Here is a 16,476-nt window from a genome sequence, read left to right on the forward strand (position 1 = left end):
CTGTCTATGAGCGACGATCACCCGGAGACTCGCCCCGACCCGCTGGCCGAACTGCTGCCCGAACTCGCCGACGCCGCCGCGCCGGTGGAACAGGCCCAGGTAGCGCTGATGCTGGTTTACGGCATCAGCGCCACCGAAGCCATCGAGGTCCTGCACGCTCGCGCCCGCCGCGACGATCTCGACACCCTGGACCTAGCCACCGCGCTTGTGGCAGCCCTGCCTGGCCTCGGGGGCTCGGCCACTCTGCGCGAGCGCCTCGACCGGCTGCTCGGCCCAGGCCCGCCCGGATGACTCCCGGTGGCGCAATATCCGGCCTGTGCTTAAGGCTCGACGCTCCTGGCCCGTGACCGCAGAGACCGAACCTCCGGCTACAGGTGCGAGAGCGCGAAGGCGGTGAGGAACCCGGCCACGGTGATCGGGCCGATCCACAGCTGGGCATTGTCGAACGCCTCGGGGATCATGGTGTCGGCGATCATCGTCAGGATCGCCCCGCCGGCGAGTGCGGTGATCGCGGCCAGCAGCCCGGCGGGCGCGCCGCCGAGCAGCCCGTAGCCCGCCATCGCCGAGACCGCGCTGATGAGCGCGATCCCGCCCCACAGCCCGAACACATATGCCCGGCTGCGCCCGGCGGCGCGCATTCCCGAGGCGCTGGACAGCCCCTCGGGAACGTTGCTGATGAACACCGCGGCCACGGTAACCGTGCTGACGCTGCCACCGCCGAGCAGGCTGACCCCGATAACGATCGACTCCGGGATCCCGTCGAGCAGCGCGCCGAGCGCGATCGCGGTGCCCGAACCCGACTGCTCGGTCTCACTGGGCTGCTGGTCGCCGGAGCGTTTGCGATGCCGGGCTCCGCGTGCGGCCAGGGCGAGGTTGGCGCCGGTGTAGACGAGCGCGCCGGTGATCGCGCCGATCGCGGTGGGCAGAATCCCGGCCTGCTCGTGGGCTTCGGCGATGAGCTCGAACGAGACCGCCGAGAGCAGCACCCCGCTGCCGAAGGCCATGATCGCGGCCACCACCCGGGTCGGGATCCGCCCCAGGAACCCGATCGCGGCACCGAGCACCAGCGCCGAACCCGCCAACAGCCCCCACCCGCCCGCTTCGAACACACCCGCCACCGCGACTCTCCTCACCTCGCACCCGCATCCCTGCCCGGGATAACCCGGGAGCACACACCGCAACCCCGAAACTCGGCGCCGTTGGGCCGGACCATGCACCAAGCCGCACCGGCGGTCCGTGGGCATCGGATCGAATAAGAACCCACGAAACCCCCGACCCTGTGTCTGCAGCTCAGCAGGCTTGTTCCGACTCAGATCTCCCATCCGGTGAGCACAGGACTGAGCGATGTCTCCGCGATCAGTCATGCCGCTTCTATAGCGCGGCAAGAGCCTGCGTCTGGCGGCACCCATAGTGCGCGGGGTTCGGTGTCTCGATTTCGCTGAGCGCCTTTGGTTCTCCTCGGCCGCGGATCACGGGGTGGCGATCGGCAGTTCGACGGCCTCGGGCACGCCGGAGCCGCTCTCGTAGGTGTGCGCGACGATCGCCGCTTGCAGGTGCCACAGCCCGTTCAGATTCATCGGGTCGAGCCCGGTGCACTGGGCGATCCGGCGCATCCGGTGGTCGATGGTGTTGGCGTGGACGTGCAGCATGCGCGAGGTGCGCTGCCGGTGGCGGTCGTTGCGCAAGTGCACAATCAGGGTTTCCAGCAGTTCCGGCTGGGTGTGCAGTGGGTCCAGCGCGGCGGCCAGCCTGCGTCTGCCCGGGCCGGGGCGGGTGATCTGGTATTCCACCGCCAGATCCGCCATCCGGTAGAGCCCGGCGGGGCGGTGCAGCCGCTGGGCGAGGCCGAGCAGTTCGTGCGCGTCCCTGGTCGCGGCGGGCACCTCGCCGGTGAGCGCGTGCACGACGGTGCCGAGCAGCGGCACCCCCGCCGCCCGCTGCAATCCGTCGAGCAGCTCGGCGGCGGGGGCATCTGTCGGCCCGTCCTCGGCGAGTAGCACGGTGCCGCCATCGGGGCCGAGCAGCGCGGGCGGCGGGCCATCGTGATGCCCGGCCAGCTCCAGCCGCATCCGATGCAGCCTGCGCCGCACCGCGTGCTCGTCGCGCACCGCGCGATCGTCCCTGCTCTCGCTGGCGACGCCGATCGCGAGCACTGCGTAGGCGTCGGCGGGCGGGAAGCCGCTGCCGCGGAGCAGCGCGGGGCCCGCGTCCCCGGCGATCAGCGCGCTCGCCAGCTGCCCGCCCGCGTCGTCCCGCGCGGTGCCCTGCGCCCGCACCTCCCGCAGGTAGCTGCCGGTGAAGGCGGTCACGAGGCGGTCCAGCACCTCGGCCAGCCGCTGCCCGGCCACCACCATGGCCCTGCTGTCCGCACCGGTCGCGCGCCTGCCGAGCAGATCCAGCACGAAACGGAACCCCAGGTGCGTGGCGTGCTGCACCGCCTCCAGATCCACACCCTCGGCGGCCCAGTCACCGATCCGGGAACGCAGCCGCTCCGGCACCTCCACCGTCGGCCCGCCCTGCAGCGCCACCGCCACCAGCTCCAGGCAGCCCCTGATCACCTCGGCGGCCTCACGCCGGGAGGCGCCACACGGCATCGTCGCGCCGCGCGGCTCGGGGCTGCCGGAGAGGTAGCCGAGTAACCGGTGCGAAAGGCGGGGGTCGCGGCGTAGGTAGCCGACGGCCGGCATTCCGGCGATCCTGAGTTCCCGGCTCGCACACAGGTCGCTCGTCCGCATCGGATTCGCCTCCGACGTAGGGTGATTCAACTCTCTCACCTATAACTGTGATTGATCATGGCTCCTGACGTCCCTGCCACCGAGGCGATCTCACTCGCCTACCTGCGGATCGAGGGCGACCGCATAAGTTGCGCCCGAGCGTCGGCAGGATCGGCCGGACGGGTGAGCAGCGGCTGAATCGAGTACTGGACGACGGCGGCGAGTGTGCCGTCGTGCGGTGGGGTTCACCTGTTCTTGAAGGGGTTGAGGGTCTTTCCGGCGAAGTAGCCAAGGCGGGTGGGCAGGGGTTTCATGGCGGCGGCGGAGATCTTGTTGACGGTGCCGGGCACGCAGACGGGTTTGCCCTTCATCACCGCGGCCCAGCCTTCGGTGACGACCGCTTCGGGCTGCTGCCAGAGGATCCGGGGCAGGTGGTCCGCGGCGTCGCGGGTGCCCATGACGTCGTGGAATTCGGTGCGGGTGAAGCCGGGGCACAGGGCGGTGACGTGGATGCCGTGCGGTTTGAGTTCCATGTCGAGGGCTTGCGAGGTGTTGAGGGTGAACGACTTGATGCCGGTGTAGAGCAGACTGGCCGCGGGCGGGGCGAACGCGGCGACCGAGGAGAGGTTGACGATGCGGCCCCAGCGACGCTTCTTCATGCCGGGCACAACCAGGTGGATGAGTTCGGTCTGGGCGGTCACCATCAGCTGGATCTCCCCGGCCAGGGTGCTCCAGGGGGTGTCGGCAAACGGGGTCTTGCTCGACAGCCCTGCATTGTTGATCAGGACATCGATGTCGAGGCCGAGCCGCTCGGCGTGGTCGATGATCGCGGTGGGTGCAGCGGGGTCGGCGAGGTCGGCGGTGAGGACCTCGCACCGCACGTCGTGACGCTCGGTCAGCTGCGCGGCGAGTTCCCGAAGCCGGTCCCCGCGGCGGGCGACCAGGAGCAGCTGGTAGCCGTGCGCGGCGAGGTGGCCGGCGAATGTGGCGCCGATTCCGGCCGAAGCGCCGGTGATCAGGGCAGTGCGCGGGGATGTGGTCATAGTTCCTTCGATCAGTGTCAGTGGGGCGGGCCGGGTAGCTCGCGGGGGCCGGGAGTGAAGGCGGGCCGGGACGTGCCGATGTCGCCGCGGTAGGCGCCCACCGGGCCGGTCAGCAGGAACGGGCGCGGAACGCGGCGCTGGGCGTCGGTGAATCCCCAGGTGCCGATGCCCAGGTAGACCCCGGGCGCGGCCCGCCGCACCTCGTCCACCATGTGGATCGCCCCGCACATCGAGCTGTAGGCGCGATAGATGAGCGTGTAGGCCGGGGCACCGTCGTAGCGGGACGGGGCCAGTTGCGTGCGCATCGGATAGCGCTGCCGAATCCGTCCGAACTCGTCGAAAGTGTTGTAGCCGCGCCCGCTGTCCTCGTCCACAGGCCGGAACCCCTTGCACAGCCACGGCCCGAGCGGATTGGCCACGGCCGCCCTCCCGCTCACCACCGCGAACAGATTCGGCTGGGCCAGCAGGCCGGCGCTGTACTCGCCGTCGATCTCGCTGATCGCCGGGGCTTGCAGGTTCCGGAACCGGGCGAGCAGGCCGCCGGTATCGAGCCGGCGCAGCTCAGCGATCACGTCGTCGTTGTCGGAACCCATCCGGACCTGCCTCACCTCGAGATTTCTCGACTGGACATCGAAAGGGTAACGGCTTCTTGACTGACGTTCAAGATGCCTCTACCGTGATCCCACAACATTCTTGGACAACGCCCAAGATGAACTGCGGCGAGGCGGAAGAGGTCAAGGGCATGGCGAGCAGCGAGCCGGATCAGCACGAGGAAACGGCGGTACAGCGACGTGAGGTGGCCTTCGCGTCCGGGACGGACACGTGCGCCGCATGGCTCTACAGCCCGGCCGGTGCGCAGGGACCGTGGCCGGTGGTGATCATGGGGCACGGACTGGGGGCGGTGCGCGAGATGCGCCTGGATGCCTATGCCGAGCGGTTCGCCGCGGCGGGCTGGGCGGTGCTGGTGTTCGACTACCGCCACCTCGGCGCGAGCGGCGGATACCCGCGCCAACTCCTCGATATCGGCAAGCAACGCGCCGACTGGCACGCCGCACTGACGTTCGCTCGCTCTCTGCCCGAGGTCGACACCGATCGAATCGCCCTCTGGGGCAGCTCCTTCGGTGGCGGACATGTCCTCCAGGTCGCCTCCGAGGACAGCCGGATCGCCGCGGTCGTCGCTCAGTGCCCGTTCACCGACGGACCGGCGTCGTTCCGCGCACGCCTCCGGCTCAGTCCGCTGAGCGCCGTCGCGCTGACCGTGGCCGGCATCCTCGACACGATCGGCTCCTGGTTCGGCGCGAAGCCGATCCTCCTGCCGATGGCGGGAACCTCCTGGATGCCCGCGTTCGTGGCCTCACCCGATGCCCTCGCCGGGGCCTCCGCACTCCTGCCCGCCGGAACCCGGCTCTCGCGGCGCACGAGCGCGGTCCTACGACGAATGCCATCGGTGCGGGCGCACGTGTCGAAGAACATCGAGCTCACCGCGGCCGACGGCGGGAAAGAACCCGAGACCGGCGTCGGCCGCGACAGTATCTGGGGTGTCCTGCGCGGGCCGGACGGTGCGTTCACCGCCGCCAACGCCCTGGCCGCACGGCTGGTGCTGCGCCTTCCGCTCGATCGGCCCGGTCGCGCGCTGGCCCGCTCCAGCACCCCGACGCTGCTGTGCGTCTGCGACGACGACGCGGCCGCGCCCGCGAAGGCCACGAAGCGGCACGCGCGGGGCTTGGCGCATGTGCAGGTCCGGAACTACCCGTGCGACCACTTCGACATCTATCTGGACGACCCCTTCGAGCAGGCCGTCAGCGACCAGATCCGTTTCCTGACAACCCGATTCGCGGTCACTCCCGTCCGCTAGCGACGAACCCCGCACGCCGCGGCGGTGTCAGCGGGCAGCCGCGGCGCTGTCCCTGGCGCTGTGCAGCAACGCCTCGATCACCGCCCGCTTGCCCGGTTCGGGCATCGGATGGGTCAGCAGCCCCTCGACCACGAACACCCCGATCGTGACCAGGGGATCCACCTGCTCGGCAGGCACCCCCAGCTCGACCAGGTCGACCCGGAACAACCCCTCCGCCAGCCCGTGGAACCGCTGGTGCCACTCATCGACCGCGGCGGACTCCTTCGCGCGCGCATGCACCGTGCTCACCAACCGGCCCAGCTGCTCCAACCGCCCGACCAGCCACGACACCCGCTCCGCCACCCCTGTACCGAGCAGCGAACCATACGCGGCCAGCGAATCCTCCAGCACCGCGTCCAGCACCGCGATCAGCACCGCGTCCTTGTCCTGGAAGTACCAGTACACGGTGTTCGACACCACCCCGGACTCCTTGGCGATCCGCGCCATCGACACCGCGTCGTAGCCCTCCTCGACGAACAACCGCCGTGCGGCGACCACGATCTCCGCACGCTTCTCTTCGCGATCACGTGGCCGTCTGTTCCGAGGCATATGCAGTCCTGATTCATCATCGGGCGATGACCCAACCATATCTTGAACAATCCCCAAGAACACGCTCACCCAGGACGACCGGCTAGGAGGCACCGGTCCGTGGAGTTGCGAGGCAGGTGGCCAGGTCCATCCCGTCGACGCGGGGAGCCGGTAGGGGGCGCGGCGATGGCGCTCCCCCGGCGCCGAGTCGCTGCGGGATCCGGGCGTTTGGGCGTGCGCGGTGAGGTAGGCGAGGCCAATGTCAGGGGGAACAGTCGTCCATTCTGCTGCTCGCCGACCCCGGCGCTCCGGCAGCGATCGCCGAGCGCTTGTCCGATTCGCTGTCGGATGCGCCGACCAGCGGGTCCGCGTCCCTGGGGTGGGAGGTGTCGGTGCGCTGCCACGCCCACCCCGTCGACGAGCACACCGAATTCGCTGAGGTCCTCGACACCATCGGCCCGCACAGCGAGACCGAAGACGTCGTCATCTACCTCACCGACCTTCCCCTACGCCAAGGCACCACCCCGGTCCTGGCCGACGTCAGCGTGCCCGACCGGTTCGCCGTGATCTCCATCCCCGGCCTCGGCGGCGCGTTCGGATCGGGCATGGAAGACGACGAAGCAGTGCGAACCGCCGCCTACGGAACCAGGCGACGCCAGCGCTTCGACCGCACCGACTGACAGCCCAGCAGCTGGATTCCGCTGCCGAGCAACGCAACGCGGTGATCCACGCGATCGCGCGAGACCGCGGGACCAGCTCGACCTTGAACACAACCACCAGCCGATCGACCGATCGAGCAAGGGGCTCCACGCGCTCCGCACCGACATGGACGCCCTGATCGACGAGGGCATCGAACTCGCGGACGAACTCTCCGGCAGGCTGCACGGGTTCCTGCTCGACCGAGCACGCGACCGCGGCCGCACCACCGACGCCACGCAACTCCCGTCCCAGGTCAACACGGTAGGCGCAGGGCATCGCTGCGCGGCGTCCAGCCCGAACGGCAAGCCGCGGCCACCCTTCTGGCGCCGTCGGCCGCCGCGGTGCTGCCGCCCGGCACCGACCTCCGGCAGCTGCTCGTCGAATGACCATCGGCCCCCGGCCCTATCCCGCTGACATAAAATCGGCTGGGCCCACCGTTACGCACGACGACGGTGAGCCTTCGCCGTGAAATTAACCAACCATCAACAGTTTCGATGTTGCAGCAGCTTGGCACAGTGGTCGATACTCCCTCCGGACACAATGCAAATCCCTGGAGCATCGCCCCACCAGAACTCCCGTTATCTCTTCAAGGTCGGCGCGCAGGGCGATGCCTTCGGCGGTTAGTGGTCAGGTCCATGACCGCCTGCGGGTGCGCGACCAGAATCACCTGCATCGTGTCCACGATCGCGGCCCGGTCGGTCTCACCCCGGCCTCGATGCCGACCAGCAGCGGCGTGACGGTCGTGCTCGATGCGCCGGCGGATCTTCGCGAGCCGGACCGGAGTCCGCAGCCGATTCCTGCGCGTGGCCGGTACCGGTATCAATCGCCGGAGAGCTGACCGCGGAACTCCCGCCGCCACTGCGGATCCCGGCGCAACGCCACGACCAGCCCGAGCGCGTCCCGGACCGGCTCGCGCAGCGCGCCGGTCAGCGCACGGGCGGCCATGGCGCGATCCTGCCAGGCGAACCGGTCGTCCTGGGGGACGTAGATCGCGCGGGCCTCGGCATGCACCCGCCGCAAGCGCACACCGAGCGCGGAGTCGTCGGTGACGCCCGGACGGTCCGGCGCGCTCAGCAGCGCGAGCGCCGCGGTGACCTCGCCGTAGCTGTCGAGTCCGGTCTCGGCGGCCAGGGACGACATCTGCCGGGCGAGGACGCGGCGCAGCCGCTCGGGCGGCGCGGCGTCGATCAGGGCGGCGAAGGTGGCTGGTACGGGTACCGTCCGGTCGTCGTCCGGGAGCACGGGCAGGATCACCGCGCTCGCGAGTCCCCGGTCGAGGCCGGGCGGTGGCAGCGGCACTCCGCAGCGGCGGACAACGGCCGCGCACACCGCGAGCAATCGTTCCCGACGCTGCTCGGGGGCGAGTTCCCGATCGGGCCGGACGCTCACGATGTGCCTGCTGTCCGGGTTCCGGCGCGCCGCGCCCGCGTCGTGGGGCGGCAGGCCGGGGAAGACGTCGAACGGGTCGCGGGTGCCGTCGGGCAGCACAGCCCGGTGCGTGTCGTAGCTCGTCACCAGCTTCCCGTCGTCGAACATCGACACCCTGATCGCACCGTTCGAACTCGAGAACCGCAGCGACACCGCCCTGGTGCCGCGGGAAACCCGGCGCAGCACCTCGTCGCGCTCCCCCTCCGCGCGGAAGCGAGCCTCCTCGATGCCGAACGCCCACTCGCCGGTCACCCCGGCGCGCACCTCCGGCAGCAGCGGCCCGTCCGCCCACCGGCCCGGACCATCCGGCAGCGGCTGCCCGAGCTCGGGCAGCGCGCCGAACCGATGCAGGAATTCGGCCTCGTCCAGCCGCTGCGCGAAGGTCAGGCAGAAACTCTTGCGCACGTCCGGCCACTTCTTACCAGGCCCGCGGTAGGGAATCCTGGCGCGCGGTCCGGCGACGGCGGGCGCGGTATCGAGCAGGGATCGCGGGTGGGGTGGCGGCTCGGGGGCGGGCACCCAGAGCAGTACGCCGTCGTCGGCGACGGGCAGGTACGGGAGCCCGAGCGTCATGGCGGCCCCGCTCTCCAGGCAGTCGGCGATCTGTTCCAGGAACGCCGCGAGACTCCCCCACGTCCCGAACCTCGTGCCCTCGGCCTCCACCTGCTCGCCCACCGCGCCACCACGACAGTCGACGACCAGCCCGTCCGCGCTGACGTTGCGGGCGATCGAAACGAACTCGTGGTGCCAGAAACCCTCGAACAGATCGTCGTCGAAGCGCGCCGATATCTCCCGCATCATCCTCGTGGCGCGGACGATCTCGGCGAGGCCGTAGGGCTGGAAGCCGGGGAAGCCGAACGCGCCCTCTCCGGCCGCGACTCCGTCGTGGCGGCGGAGGTACGCGACCAGGTCGGCGGGGAGCTCGACGGCGAGCTCGGCCGCCGCGGCGTCGATGGCCGCCCGGTCGGCGGGCGGGCGCAGGGAGGCGAAGGTCCGCGGAGCGTTGGCGGCGAGCCACGAGTCGATCCGGCGCCAGGAATGCTCGATGGGGGAAGCGGGCATCGTCCGATTGTGGTCTGTGCGGGATACCGGCGCCTGCCCCGAAATGTTCCGGCGGGCTGACACTTTCGCGAGAGACGCGGGTTGGGGGTTTGCCGAAGACAGTGTGGGCATCGGGGATGCGATGGTTCGCCCTGACGAGTCCTTCCCACGGAGTTCCCGGGAGACGCCAGTACCGACTGCCATGCCGCGAATTCCGTTGGCGCGCAGAGTTGGGGACACGCGACTGCGGAGGGAGCCGGCCAGTGCCCGTCGCCGAACCGCTCGACCGGCACCGGTCTCGACCGCGATGCTCTACGTACGCGTCTCAGGATCAAGCCTGCGAGGCATTGCCCGCGAGTACCTCGACGACCTTTCGCGCCGTCGCCTTGGCCGACCCCGGATTCTGGCCGGTGACGAGGTTGCCATCGACGACGGTGTAGGACACGAACGGAAGCCTCGCCTTCTCGTAGAGCGCGCCGCGCTGCTTGGCACGCGCTTCGGCGTTGTAGGGCACCAGCTCGGCGACGCGGGCGAGTACCTCCTCCTGCCAGGCGAAGCCGGTCATGTGCTTGCCGTCGATGAGGTAGGAGCCGTCGGAGAGCCGGGTGTCGAGCAGCCCACAGTAGCCGTGGCAGACCGAGGACACGACGCCGCCGCGCTCGTAGATCTCGCGGGTGATGCGTTGCAGCCCCGCGGAACCGGGGAAGTCGTACATGACGGCGTGGCCGCCGGTGAAGTAGATGGCGTCGAAGTCGGCGGAGTCGATCTCCTCGGGGCTGTTGGTGGTGGCGAGGAGGTCCATCTTCGCGGGGTCGGCGCGCCAGGCCTTGGCGGTTCTGTCGTAGCTGGGGAACTTCAGCGACCGCGGCTCGAGCGGAGTGGGGCCGCCCGCGGGGCTGACCAGGGTCGGCCGGAAGCCGGCCGCGTCGAAGACGTGCCAGGCGTGCGTGAGTTCGGAGAGCCACAGCCCGGTCGGGTGGGACGGGTCGTCGTAGTGGCCGACGTTGGTGACGACGTGCAGGACACGCTTGGTCATGGGCTGATCTTCCTTCCTGCCGGGGATCATCGGACGCCGAGGGCCCGCAGTGTCCTGAACGCGCGGGTCAGGATTCGCGCCCACTGCTCGTGCTCGACCCCGCGGGGCGGGGTGAAGCCCCGGAGTCGCTGGTGGGCGATGGTCTGCGCTTCGGTGTATTCGAGCAGCCCGTCCGCGCCGTGGCGGCGGCCGAGCCCCGAGTCGCCCATGCCGCCCATGGGGGCGTCGACGCTGCCCCAGGCGCCGCCGGCCAGCACCGTCGCGCCTTTCGAGACCGCGTCGTCGACGTGCGAGCCGACCGTCTCGAGTTGCGCGGGGGTGGTCAGCGAGCCCATGTCGACCGAGAAGTCGTAGGCGGCACCGAGGCGCATGGCTCGGGTGCGCTCGACGAACGCGGCCACGAACGCGTCGTGGATCTCCTCGGCGACGTAGAGCCGCTCGATGGACACGCACAGCTGCCCGGCCGAGGGGAAGCAGGCGGCGACCGCGCCGGCGGCGGCCTTCTCGATGTCGGCGTCGGGGAGCACCACCATGGCGTTCTTGCCGCCGAGCTCGAGCGAGGCGCCGACGAGCCGCTCCCCCGCGTCGCGGGCGATCCGGCGACCGCTGGCGGTGGAGCCGGTGAACATCACGTGGTCCGCGCCGTCCATGAGCACGGCTCCGATGGAGCTGCCGCGGCCGACCACCATCTGCCAGAGATCGGCCGGCAGGCCGGCCTCGCGCATCAGCTCCAGGGCCCACAGCGCGGTCAGCGCGGTCTGGGTGTCGGGCTTCTGCACGACGGCGTTGCCTGCCATCAGCGCCGGGATGGCGTCGCCCGCGGCCATGCTGAGCGGGTAGTTCCACGGCGAGATGACGGTGACCACGCCCCTGGGGTGGTGCAGTTCGGTGGTGTGGGTCAGCACCGGGATCGCGCCCCTGCGGCGCTTCGGTGCGAGCAGCCGCCGTGCGCTGCGCGCGTAGTAGCGGGCGGTGATCGCGATGTCGCTCACCTCGAGGAAGGCGTCGCGGCGGGTCTTGCCGCTCTCGGCCTGCATCAGGTCCAGTGCCTGCTCCTGCCGCCGCAGGACGAGGTCGTGGAAGCGCAGCATGATGCGCGAGCGCTCGGCCACCGGGACGGCCGCCCACGCGGCCTGGGCGGCGCGGGCCCTGGCGAAGGCCGCCTCGACGTCGTCGGGGGTGCAGACGGGCAGCTCCGCGAGCGGTTCGCCGGTGTACGGGCAGGCGGTGGTGACTCGCTGGGCGCCGGTACCGGCGGCGACCAGCGTGGCCAGGCGCTCGACCCGGGCCGGGGTCAGCGAGGCCGGGAGGACGGGGCCGGAATAAGTGGTGGTCATCGATCCTCAGCTCCGAACCCGGACCGAGGTGGGCACGGGCATGTGCAGTGCCAGCTGGCCCTCGGTGGTGACGTCGAGCTGGATCGTCCCGATCGGTTTCAGCGAGCGCAGGCTTTCGCTCATCCGGCCCGCACCGAGCCGGAGGTCGAGGCCGCGGGGGAACCGCGTGGTGCCCGTGGAGAGCGTGTTGATCTGGCTGGTCGTGGAGTGCCAGGCACCGTCGATCGTGGTGTAGGAGGTCAGGGTCGAGACGTGCGCGCCGGTGGGCCGGGCGGTCTGCGTCGGCGTCGGCGCCGAGAGCGCGAGGTCGAGGCCGCCCTGGTCATCGGCGATCCTGGCGCTGGTGCGCTCGGTGTCGATGTCGACCTCGAGCCGGGTGACCCACTTCGGGAAGCCGTAGCCGTCGTGGCCGCGCACCTGCGCGATCTCGGTGCTGACCGGCAGCGCGAGCACGTAGGAGTGCAGGGCGTCGTTCCTGAGACCGGTGACCAGGTCGAGCAGGCCGCGCCCGCCGCCGTGCCGGGCCGGTCTGACGGCGATGCCGACGGCGGCCTCGGTGTAGAAGTCGATGTCGCACACGTCGTACCGGAAGGTCATCACCGACACGATTCCGAGACCGGGCGCGATCTCGAGCGGATCCAGCTCCTTCGGCAGCCGGGCCCGGATCGCCTTCGCCGGCGCGAGCATCGTGAGCCGGGTCGTGGCGACGCGGTAGTAGAAGTTCGGGGTGAGCGTGGGGCCGATGCGAGAGTCCACGCGGGTTTTCGGCAGCCGGCGGAAGAAGTCGACGCTACCGACCCTCGGGTCCCGCGCGACCTCGTCGAGGTCGGTGTCCATCCGGAAGCGGTCGTAGAGCCCGCCCGCGGGGACGGTGACGAGGCGCCCTCCGAGGTCGACCTCCACGGTCCGGTCGGTCGGCTCGGCCGTCGATGCCATCGACTCTCTCCTCCGATGTAAGCAGCGTTAACACCAGCGATCCTCGCACGGGATGTAAGCACTGTCAACAACGAAGCGTGCCCGGCGCACGCCCCTCAGGAGCCGACCGAGGCAATCGCCAGGAAGGCGCTGCGCACCCGCTCGGCGACCTCTTCACCCGAAACGGCCCGCAGCTTGCCGTCGAGGTACAGGCAGGCCAGACCGTGCGCGAGCCCCCAGCCGGCCGACGCCAGATCCGAGGCATCCGCCTCGGGGAAGACCTGGTCGAGCGCGTCGGCCAGCAACTCGTGCAGGGCGTCGGCGGCCTTGACCCGCTCGTCGTCGGCGTCGTCGCACGGCTTGCCGAACATCACGCGGAACAGCGCCGGGCGCCGCAGGGCGAAGGCCACGTAGACGACCGCGAACTCCGCCAGCTCCGGAAGCGAGGCAGGAAGGTCGCGCCCCTCCCCCAGGTCCGCCAGCAGGTCACGGAAGCCCTCGACGGCCAGCGCGGACTCCAGTGCGTCGCGATCCTTGAAGTGGCGGTACGGCGCCGTCGGCGACACACCGGCCCGGCGCGCGATCGCGCGGAGCGAGAAGGGCTCGCCGGCCTCGAGCATCGCCATCGCGGCCGAGAGCAGCGCTGCGCGCAGATCGCCGTGATGGTAGCCACTCTTCTCCGATGTTGACATCGCTTACTTCGTCCTCCTACGCTCTGTTAGCACTGTAAACATAACGTATGTCCGGAGGAGTGGCACCACGCCACCTCGAGGAGAACCACATGCAGACCGTCCTCGGCGCCGGCGGCCCCATCGCCGACGAGCTCGTCAACGAACTCCACCGCAACTACACCACCGACATCCGCCTCGTCAGCCGCAAGCCGTCGCAGATCAACGACACCGATGAACTCGTGGCCGCCGACCTCACCGACGCCGCGGCCACCCGCCGTGCTGTCGCCGGCAGCCGGATCGCCTACCTCACCGTCGGCCTCCCCCTGGACTCGCAGCTGTGGGAGCGCCGATTCCCCGTCATCATGGGCAACGTCATCGACGCCTGCGCCGAACACGGGACCGCGCTCGTCTTCTTCGACAACACCTACATGTATCCCGGCACATCTGCCCCCCAGACCGAGTCGACGGCATTCGCACCCGGCGGCCGCAAGGGACAGGTCCGCGGCGAGCTCGCCACCATGCTGCTCGAGGCGATACGGGCCGGCCGGGTCCGGGGCCTCATCGGCCGCGCCCCCGAGTTCTACGGCCCCGGCTCGACCAAGAGCTACACCAATTCGCTGGTATTCGACCGGATCAGAGCGGGCAAGCGGCCCCTCGTCCCGATCGATGCCCACACCGAACGCTCCCCGATCTGGACCCCCGACGCGAGCCGTGCGCTCGCCCTGCTCGGCAACACCCCCGATGCCTACGGCCAGACCTGGCACCTCCCCGTCGACCCGGACCGGAAGTCCTACGCCCAGCTCATCCGGATCGCCGGCGAGATCACCGGCCGCAGGATCGGCTACACGGTGCTGCCGATGCCCGCCTTCCGCCTCGGTCGCCACTTCGCCGAGCCGCTCGAGGAGATGTACGAGCTGCTCGACCGCTACCGCGACGACAACATCTTCGACAGCACGAAATTCACGGCCCGCTTTCCCGACTTCCGGATCACCCCCTATCGGGAAGGGGTGAAGCGCATCACTACTTCGCGCGCTACCGGGCGAGATCTTCGCGGCCTTCGGTGATCAACACGGTGTACGACGCCTCCTGCGCTTTCAACAGGTCGGCGATTCTTCCGGCCATCGCGGTCGAATCTCGCTCCCAGCCCGCGGCATCCGAGGCGCCCGGGGCCTCGATGGCGAGGTAGCGAGTGATGAAGGCCAGGAGCTCGGGGGCGAAGTCCTCGTACGGCGCGATGATGTCATTCACCGCGTTGACCACGTCGTCACTGCCGACCATCGACAGAATGCCCGCTCGGGCGAAGAATTCGACCGCTTGCCGGCGGTAACCCTGAATCTGGTCTCCGATGGCTCCTGCCGGTTTGTGGGTTTGCAGCGCACCCTGGAGGCCCCCGAGTTCGTTCAAGGTGCCGAACATGGCCGCCAGGAACTCGGTGTATGCCTCCTGGCGATCGGTGCGAATCGCCTGTGAGCTGGCGTGCTGATCAGCCCGGTTGGCCTGGTTGACGCTGACATAGATCGCCGTGCCCGCGGAGAGGAAGCTGGCGATCACGGCGGCCATGACGGCCGCCACCGGCGCATACCGGACGGCTCGTGCGGCCGGGTCCGTTCTCGATGACGATTCAGTGGTCATGCGTTATCCCTACGCGGCGGGAACCGGTCGATACGAGGGCTCCTCATACCGTCACGGTAGGCGGGCTTCCGTTCTGTTTGAAATTCACGACCATGACCGTCGACGAATTGACGGTGGCCTTGAACGTCGAATAGAGGTTGACGCCGAAGTTCGTACCACCCCGGCGCTCGGCCAGGGCGACGTGCAGGTGCGCCGGAATCTCACCGAACTGGACGACGGTGCCGATCACGTCGCCGCGGGAGACGACATCGCCGATCGAGAGCGGTGAACTCAGGTGGGTGTAGAAGATGCCGACACCACCGCTGGCATTCGGGTCGAGGTCCGCGTTCGCGGCGCGGACCCAGACTTGGTCGCCGTATTCGCCACCGTGCGGAACGGGGTGTTTGACGTCGGTCACCTTGCCGTCGAAGACGGCGTGAACCTGGGTCGTCACGGGCGCGCCGAGGTCCATGCCGAACTCGTCGAACCAGTGCGGCCCGCCGTGCCCGCCGTCGCCGGGGCCACCGTGGAACAGGCCGTTCGCACCGGTGGGAAACGGATTCGTCATCCGGAGATCGAAGGCGGGCATGTCAGGTGACCTTCCACGTGACGTCGCCGAGGAACTGCGGGTCGTCGGGGTCGGTCACCGATCCCGCCCCGCTGGCGCCGCGCGGTGGCAGGCCGCCGCCGGGTGCGCGGAAATCGAGGAGTCCGAGCACCAGCCTGGCGTCGGCCGAGGGGCCGTCGAAGACGAAGGCGGTGCCCATTCCGGGCCGGTCGTCCCAGTCGAATTCGCCGGAATCCGCGGGGATGAGAACGGAGGCGCCGCGCCAGTCGCCCGAGAGCCGATCCGCACCCGGCGGGGCCGAGCCGATGGTCATATTGATGAACTGGACGCTGGTGGGGTCGTTGGCGTCGGTCAATCTGACGTCGACATTGAAATCGAAAGCCATGACAAGTCCTTGTAATTGCGCTACTTCACGGCGCGGCGACGATGGTGACGCAGTTGAAGGTCGCGTCCCCGGTTCCCAGGTCGTCGGCCAGGGTCACGGTCAGTCGGTAGGAGCCGGCGGTGAACGGGCCGACGGTCGGGTGCAGCAGCGGTCCGGCCTCGCCGGGGGCGAGCGCGGGCTCGGTGAAGTCGTCCGGATCACCGTCGGTACCGCTGTCGTAGACGACGGGGTGGTCGGCGTCGTCGCTGCCGGGGCACCCCTCGGGGATGCTCGTGATCACGAGCCGGTCGATGAAGGTGTCGACGTCGGCGGCGCTGCCGTTGCGGGCGGACCACTGCACCTCGAAGGTGTCGTTGTCGTGGATGATCGCCTTGCTCGGCGCGATCGGGTTGTCCGGATCGCCGAAGAAGATATCGGTCATTGTCGAGATGTCCTTCCTTGGTTCGCAGGAAGTCGGCGAGAAAACATCGCAAGGCGTCGGACGGCAGGACGATGTCGGATATCAGAATTCTCGCGCCTGTCGGTGTTCTTCTCCCGGCGCACCAGGGGTTCGAATTGCGATTCCCGACGACACCATCGAGAATATGACCGCATCCCGGCATAAAC

18 protein-coding genes are annotated in these 16,476 nt (G+C 69.7%); 4 read left to right on the top strand and 14 right to left on the bottom strand.

Annotated elements, in window-relative coordinates; genetic code table 11:
- Positions 1 to 6 precede the first annotated feature (6 nt).
- Positions 7 to 291 carry an ANTAR domain-containing protein gene (locus tag AB0H71_RS32600; RefSeq protein ID WP_357028956.1) on the top strand — a complete coding sequence of 95 codons (285 nt, stop codon included), beginning with the start codon at positions 7 to 9 and terminating at the stop codon, positions 289 to 291.
- Between the two features lie 77 nt (positions 292 to 368).
- Here the strand turns inward: AB0H71_RS32600 and AB0H71_RS32605 are convergent, their stop codons facing one another.
- The 4 genes from AB0H71_RS32605 to AB0H71_RS32620 all read right to left on the bottom strand — a co-directional run bounded on the left by AB0H71_RS32605 (position 369) and on the right by AB0H71_RS32620 (position 4,329).
- On the bottom strand, positions 369 to 1,118 hold the full coding sequence (locus AB0H71_RS32605; protein ID WP_357028959.1) for a ZIP family zinc transporter: 750 nt from the start codon (positions 1,116 to 1,118) through the stop codon (positions 369 to 371).
- Positions 1,119 to 1,469: 351 nt separating this feature from the next.
- Positions 1,470 to 2,687, bottom strand: coding sequence for a helix-turn-helix domain-containing protein (locus AB0H71_RS32610; RefSeq protein WP_357028962.1), 1,218 nt, complete (start codon positions 2,685 to 2,687; stop codon positions 1,470 to 1,472).
- Positions 2,688 to 2,959: 272 nt separating this feature from the next.
- Positions 2,960 to 3,757 carry an SDR family oxidoreductase gene (locus AB0H71_RS32615; RefSeq protein WP_357028965.1) on the bottom strand — a complete coding sequence of 266 codons (798 nt, stop codon included), beginning with the start codon at positions 3,755 to 3,757 and terminating at the stop codon, positions 2,960 to 2,962.
- Positions 3,758 to 3,774: 17 nt separating this feature from the next.
- Positions 3,775 to 4,329: a hypothetical protein gene (locus AB0H71_RS32620; RefSeq protein ID WP_357028968.1), complete on the bottom strand. Its 555-nt coding sequence runs from the start codon at positions 4,327 to 4,329 to the stop codon at positions 3,775 to 3,777.
- A 137-nt stretch (positions 4,330 to 4,466) separates the two neighbouring features.
- On the opposite strand from AB0H71_RS32620, the gene AB0H71_RS32625 reads away from it, so the two are divergent.
- Positions 4,467 to 5,612, top strand: a complete 1,146-nt coding sequence (locus tag AB0H71_RS32625; protein ID WP_357028971.1) for an alpha/beta fold hydrolase — start codon at positions 4,467 to 4,469, stop codon at positions 5,610 to 5,612.
- Positions 5,613 to 5,639: 27 nt separating this feature from the next.
- On the opposite strand, the gene AB0H71_RS32630 is transcribed toward AB0H71_RS32625, so the two are convergent.
- Entirely contained in the window at positions 5,640 to 6,200 is a 561-nt protein-coding gene (locus AB0H71_RS32630; protein ID WP_357028974.1) for a helix-turn-helix domain-containing protein, read from the bottom strand.
- A 308-nt stretch (positions 6,201 to 6,508) separates the two neighbouring features.
- Here AB0H71_RS32630 and AB0H71_RS32635 point away from each other — a divergent pair, with 308 nt between their 5' ends.
- Positions 6,509 to 6,859 (top strand): hypothetical protein, encoded by a 351-nt coding sequence (locus AB0H71_RS32635; RefSeq protein ID WP_357028977.1) that lies wholly within the window; start codon positions 6,509 to 6,511, stop codon positions 6,857 to 6,859.
- 838 nt (positions 6,860 to 7,697) lie between these two features.
- Here the strand turns inward: AB0H71_RS32635 and AB0H71_RS32640 are convergent.
- The 5 genes from AB0H71_RS32640 to AB0H71_RS32660 form a co-directional block, all read right to left on the bottom strand.
- Positions 7,698 to 9,368 (bottom strand): SMI1/KNR4 family protein, encoded by a 1,671-nt coding sequence (locus AB0H71_RS32640; protein ID WP_357028980.1) that lies wholly within the window; start codon positions 9,366 to 9,368, stop codon positions 7,698 to 7,700.
- Positions 9,369 to 9,678: 310 nt separating this feature from the next.
- Positions 9,679 to 10,383, bottom strand: coding sequence for a type 1 glutamine amidotransferase domain-containing protein (locus tag AB0H71_RS32645; RefSeq protein WP_357028983.1), 705 nt, complete (start codon positions 10,381 to 10,383; stop codon positions 9,679 to 9,681).
- Positions 10,384 to 10,409: 26 nt separating this feature from the next.
- Complete coding sequence (locus AB0H71_RS32650) at positions 10,410 to 11,720, bottom strand: succinic semialdehyde dehydrogenase (protein WP_357028986.1); 1,311 nt, start codon at positions 11,718 to 11,720, stop codon at positions 10,410 to 10,412.
- A 6-nt stretch (positions 11,721 to 11,726) separates the two neighbouring features.
- Entirely contained in the window at positions 11,727 to 12,656 is a 930-nt protein-coding gene (locus AB0H71_RS32655; protein WP_357028989.1) for an acetoacetate decarboxylase family protein, read from the bottom strand.
- A 95-nt stretch (positions 12,657 to 12,751) separates the two neighbouring features.
- On the bottom strand, positions 12,752 to 13,327 hold the full coding sequence (locus tag AB0H71_RS32660) for a TetR/AcrR family transcriptional regulator (protein ID WP_357028992.1): 576 nt from the start codon (positions 13,325 to 13,327) through the stop codon (positions 12,752 to 12,754).
- An 89-nt stretch (positions 13,328 to 13,416) separates the two neighbouring features.
- On the opposite strand from AB0H71_RS32660, the gene AB0H71_RS32665 reads away from it, so the two are divergent.
- On the top strand, positions 13,417 to 14,370 hold the full coding sequence (locus AB0H71_RS32665) for an NAD-dependent epimerase/dehydratase family protein (protein WP_357028995.1): 954 nt from the start codon (positions 13,417 to 13,419) through the stop codon (positions 14,368 to 14,370).
- On the opposite strand, the gene AB0H71_RS32670 is transcribed toward AB0H71_RS32665, so the two are convergent.
- From AB0H71_RS32670 to AB0H71_RS32685, 4 genes are read right to left on the bottom strand one after another with little or no spacing between them, the layout of a single operon-like run.
- Positions 14,339 to 14,938, bottom strand: coding sequence for a hypothetical protein (locus tag AB0H71_RS32670; protein WP_357028998.1), 600 nt, complete (start codon positions 14,936 to 14,938; stop codon positions 14,339 to 14,341). The two genes, AB0H71_RS32665 and AB0H71_RS32670, sit on opposite strands and share 32 nt — an antisense overlap.
- Before the next feature lie 43 nt (positions 14,939 to 14,981).
- Positions 14,982 to 15,506 (bottom strand): M23 family metallopeptidase, encoded by a 525-nt coding sequence (locus tag AB0H71_RS32675; protein WP_357029001.1) that lies wholly within the window; start codon positions 15,504 to 15,506, stop codon positions 14,982 to 14,984.
- Position 15,507: 1 nt separating this feature from the next.
- The gene (locus tag AB0H71_RS32680; protein WP_357029004.1) at positions 15,508 to 15,870 is read right to left on the bottom strand and encodes a hypothetical protein; all 363 of its coding nucleotides are present in this window, start codon (positions 15,868 to 15,870) and stop codon (positions 15,508 to 15,510) included.
- Between the two features lie 25 nt (positions 15,871 to 15,895).
- Entirely contained in the window at positions 15,896 to 16,291 is a 396-nt protein-coding gene (locus AB0H71_RS32685; protein ID WP_357029006.1) for a hypothetical protein, read from the bottom strand.
- Positions 16,292 to 16,476: the final 185 nt, after the last annotated feature.

It is taken from the genome of Nocardia sp. NPDC050697, from assembly GCF_040654395.1.
GTDB lineage: Bacteria > Actinomycetota > Actinomycetes > Mycobacteriales > Mycobacteriaceae > Nocardia.

Bases quoted from the DNA above. Each gene is read 5' to 3' on its own strand.
- AB0H71_RS32615 (WP_357028965.1), bottom strand. From the start codon at position 3,757: ATGACCACATCCCCGCGCACTGCCCTGATCACCGGCGCTTCGGCCGGA.
- AB0H71_RS32610 (WP_357028962.1), bottom strand. From the start codon at position 2,687: ATGCCGGCCGTCGGCTACCTACGCCGCGACCCCCGCCTTTCGCACCGG.
- AB0H71_RS32640 (WP_357028980.1), bottom strand. From the start codon at position 9,368: ATGCCCGCTTCCCCCATCGAGCATTCCTGGCGCCGGATCGACTCGTGG.
- AB0H71_RS32630 (WP_357028974.1), bottom strand. From the start codon at position 6,200: ATGCCTCGGAACAGACGGCCACGTGATCGCGAAGAGAAGCGTGCGGAG.
- AB0H71_RS32655 (WP_357028989.1), bottom strand. From the start codon at position 12,656: ATGGCATCGACGGCCGAGCCGACCGACCGGACCGTGGAGGTCGACCTC.
- AB0H71_RS32670 (WP_357028998.1), bottom strand. From the start codon at position 14,938: ATGACCACTGAATCGTCATCGAGAACGGACCCGGCCGCACGAGCCGTC.
- AB0H71_RS32650 (WP_357028986.1), bottom strand. From the start codon at position 11,720: ATGACCACCACTTATTCCGGCCCCGTCCTCCCGGCCTCGCTGACCCCG.
- AB0H71_RS32680 (WP_357029004.1), bottom strand. From the start codon at position 15,870: ATGGCTTTCGATTTCAATGTCGACGTCAGATTGACCGACGCCAACGAC.
- AB0H71_RS32685 (WP_357029006.1), bottom strand. From the start codon at position 16,291: ATGACCGATATCTTCTTCGGCGATCCGGACAACCCGATCGCGCCGAGC.
- AB0H71_RS32625 (WP_357028971.1), top strand. From the start codon at position 4,467: ATGAACTGCGGCGAGGCGGAAGAGGTCAAGGGCATGGCGAGCAGCGAG.
- AB0H71_RS32665 (WP_357028995.1), top strand. From the start codon at position 13,417: ATGCAGACCGTCCTCGGCGCCGGCGGCCCCATCGCCGACGAGCTCGTC.
- AB0H71_RS32645 (WP_357028983.1), bottom strand. From the start codon at position 10,383: ATGACCAAGCGTGTCCTGCACGTCGTCACCAACGTCGGCCACTACGAC.
- AB0H71_RS32600 (WP_357028956.1), top strand. From the start codon at position 7: ATGAGCGACGATCACCCGGAGACTCGCCCCGACCCGCTGGCCGAACTG.
- AB0H71_RS32675 (WP_357029001.1), bottom strand. From the start codon at position 15,506: ATGCCCGCCTTCGATCTCCGGATGACGAATCCGTTTCCCACCGGTGCG.
- AB0H71_RS32660 (WP_357028992.1), bottom strand. From the start codon at position 13,327: ATGTCAACATCGGAGAAGAGTGGCTACCATCACGGCGATCTGCGCGCA.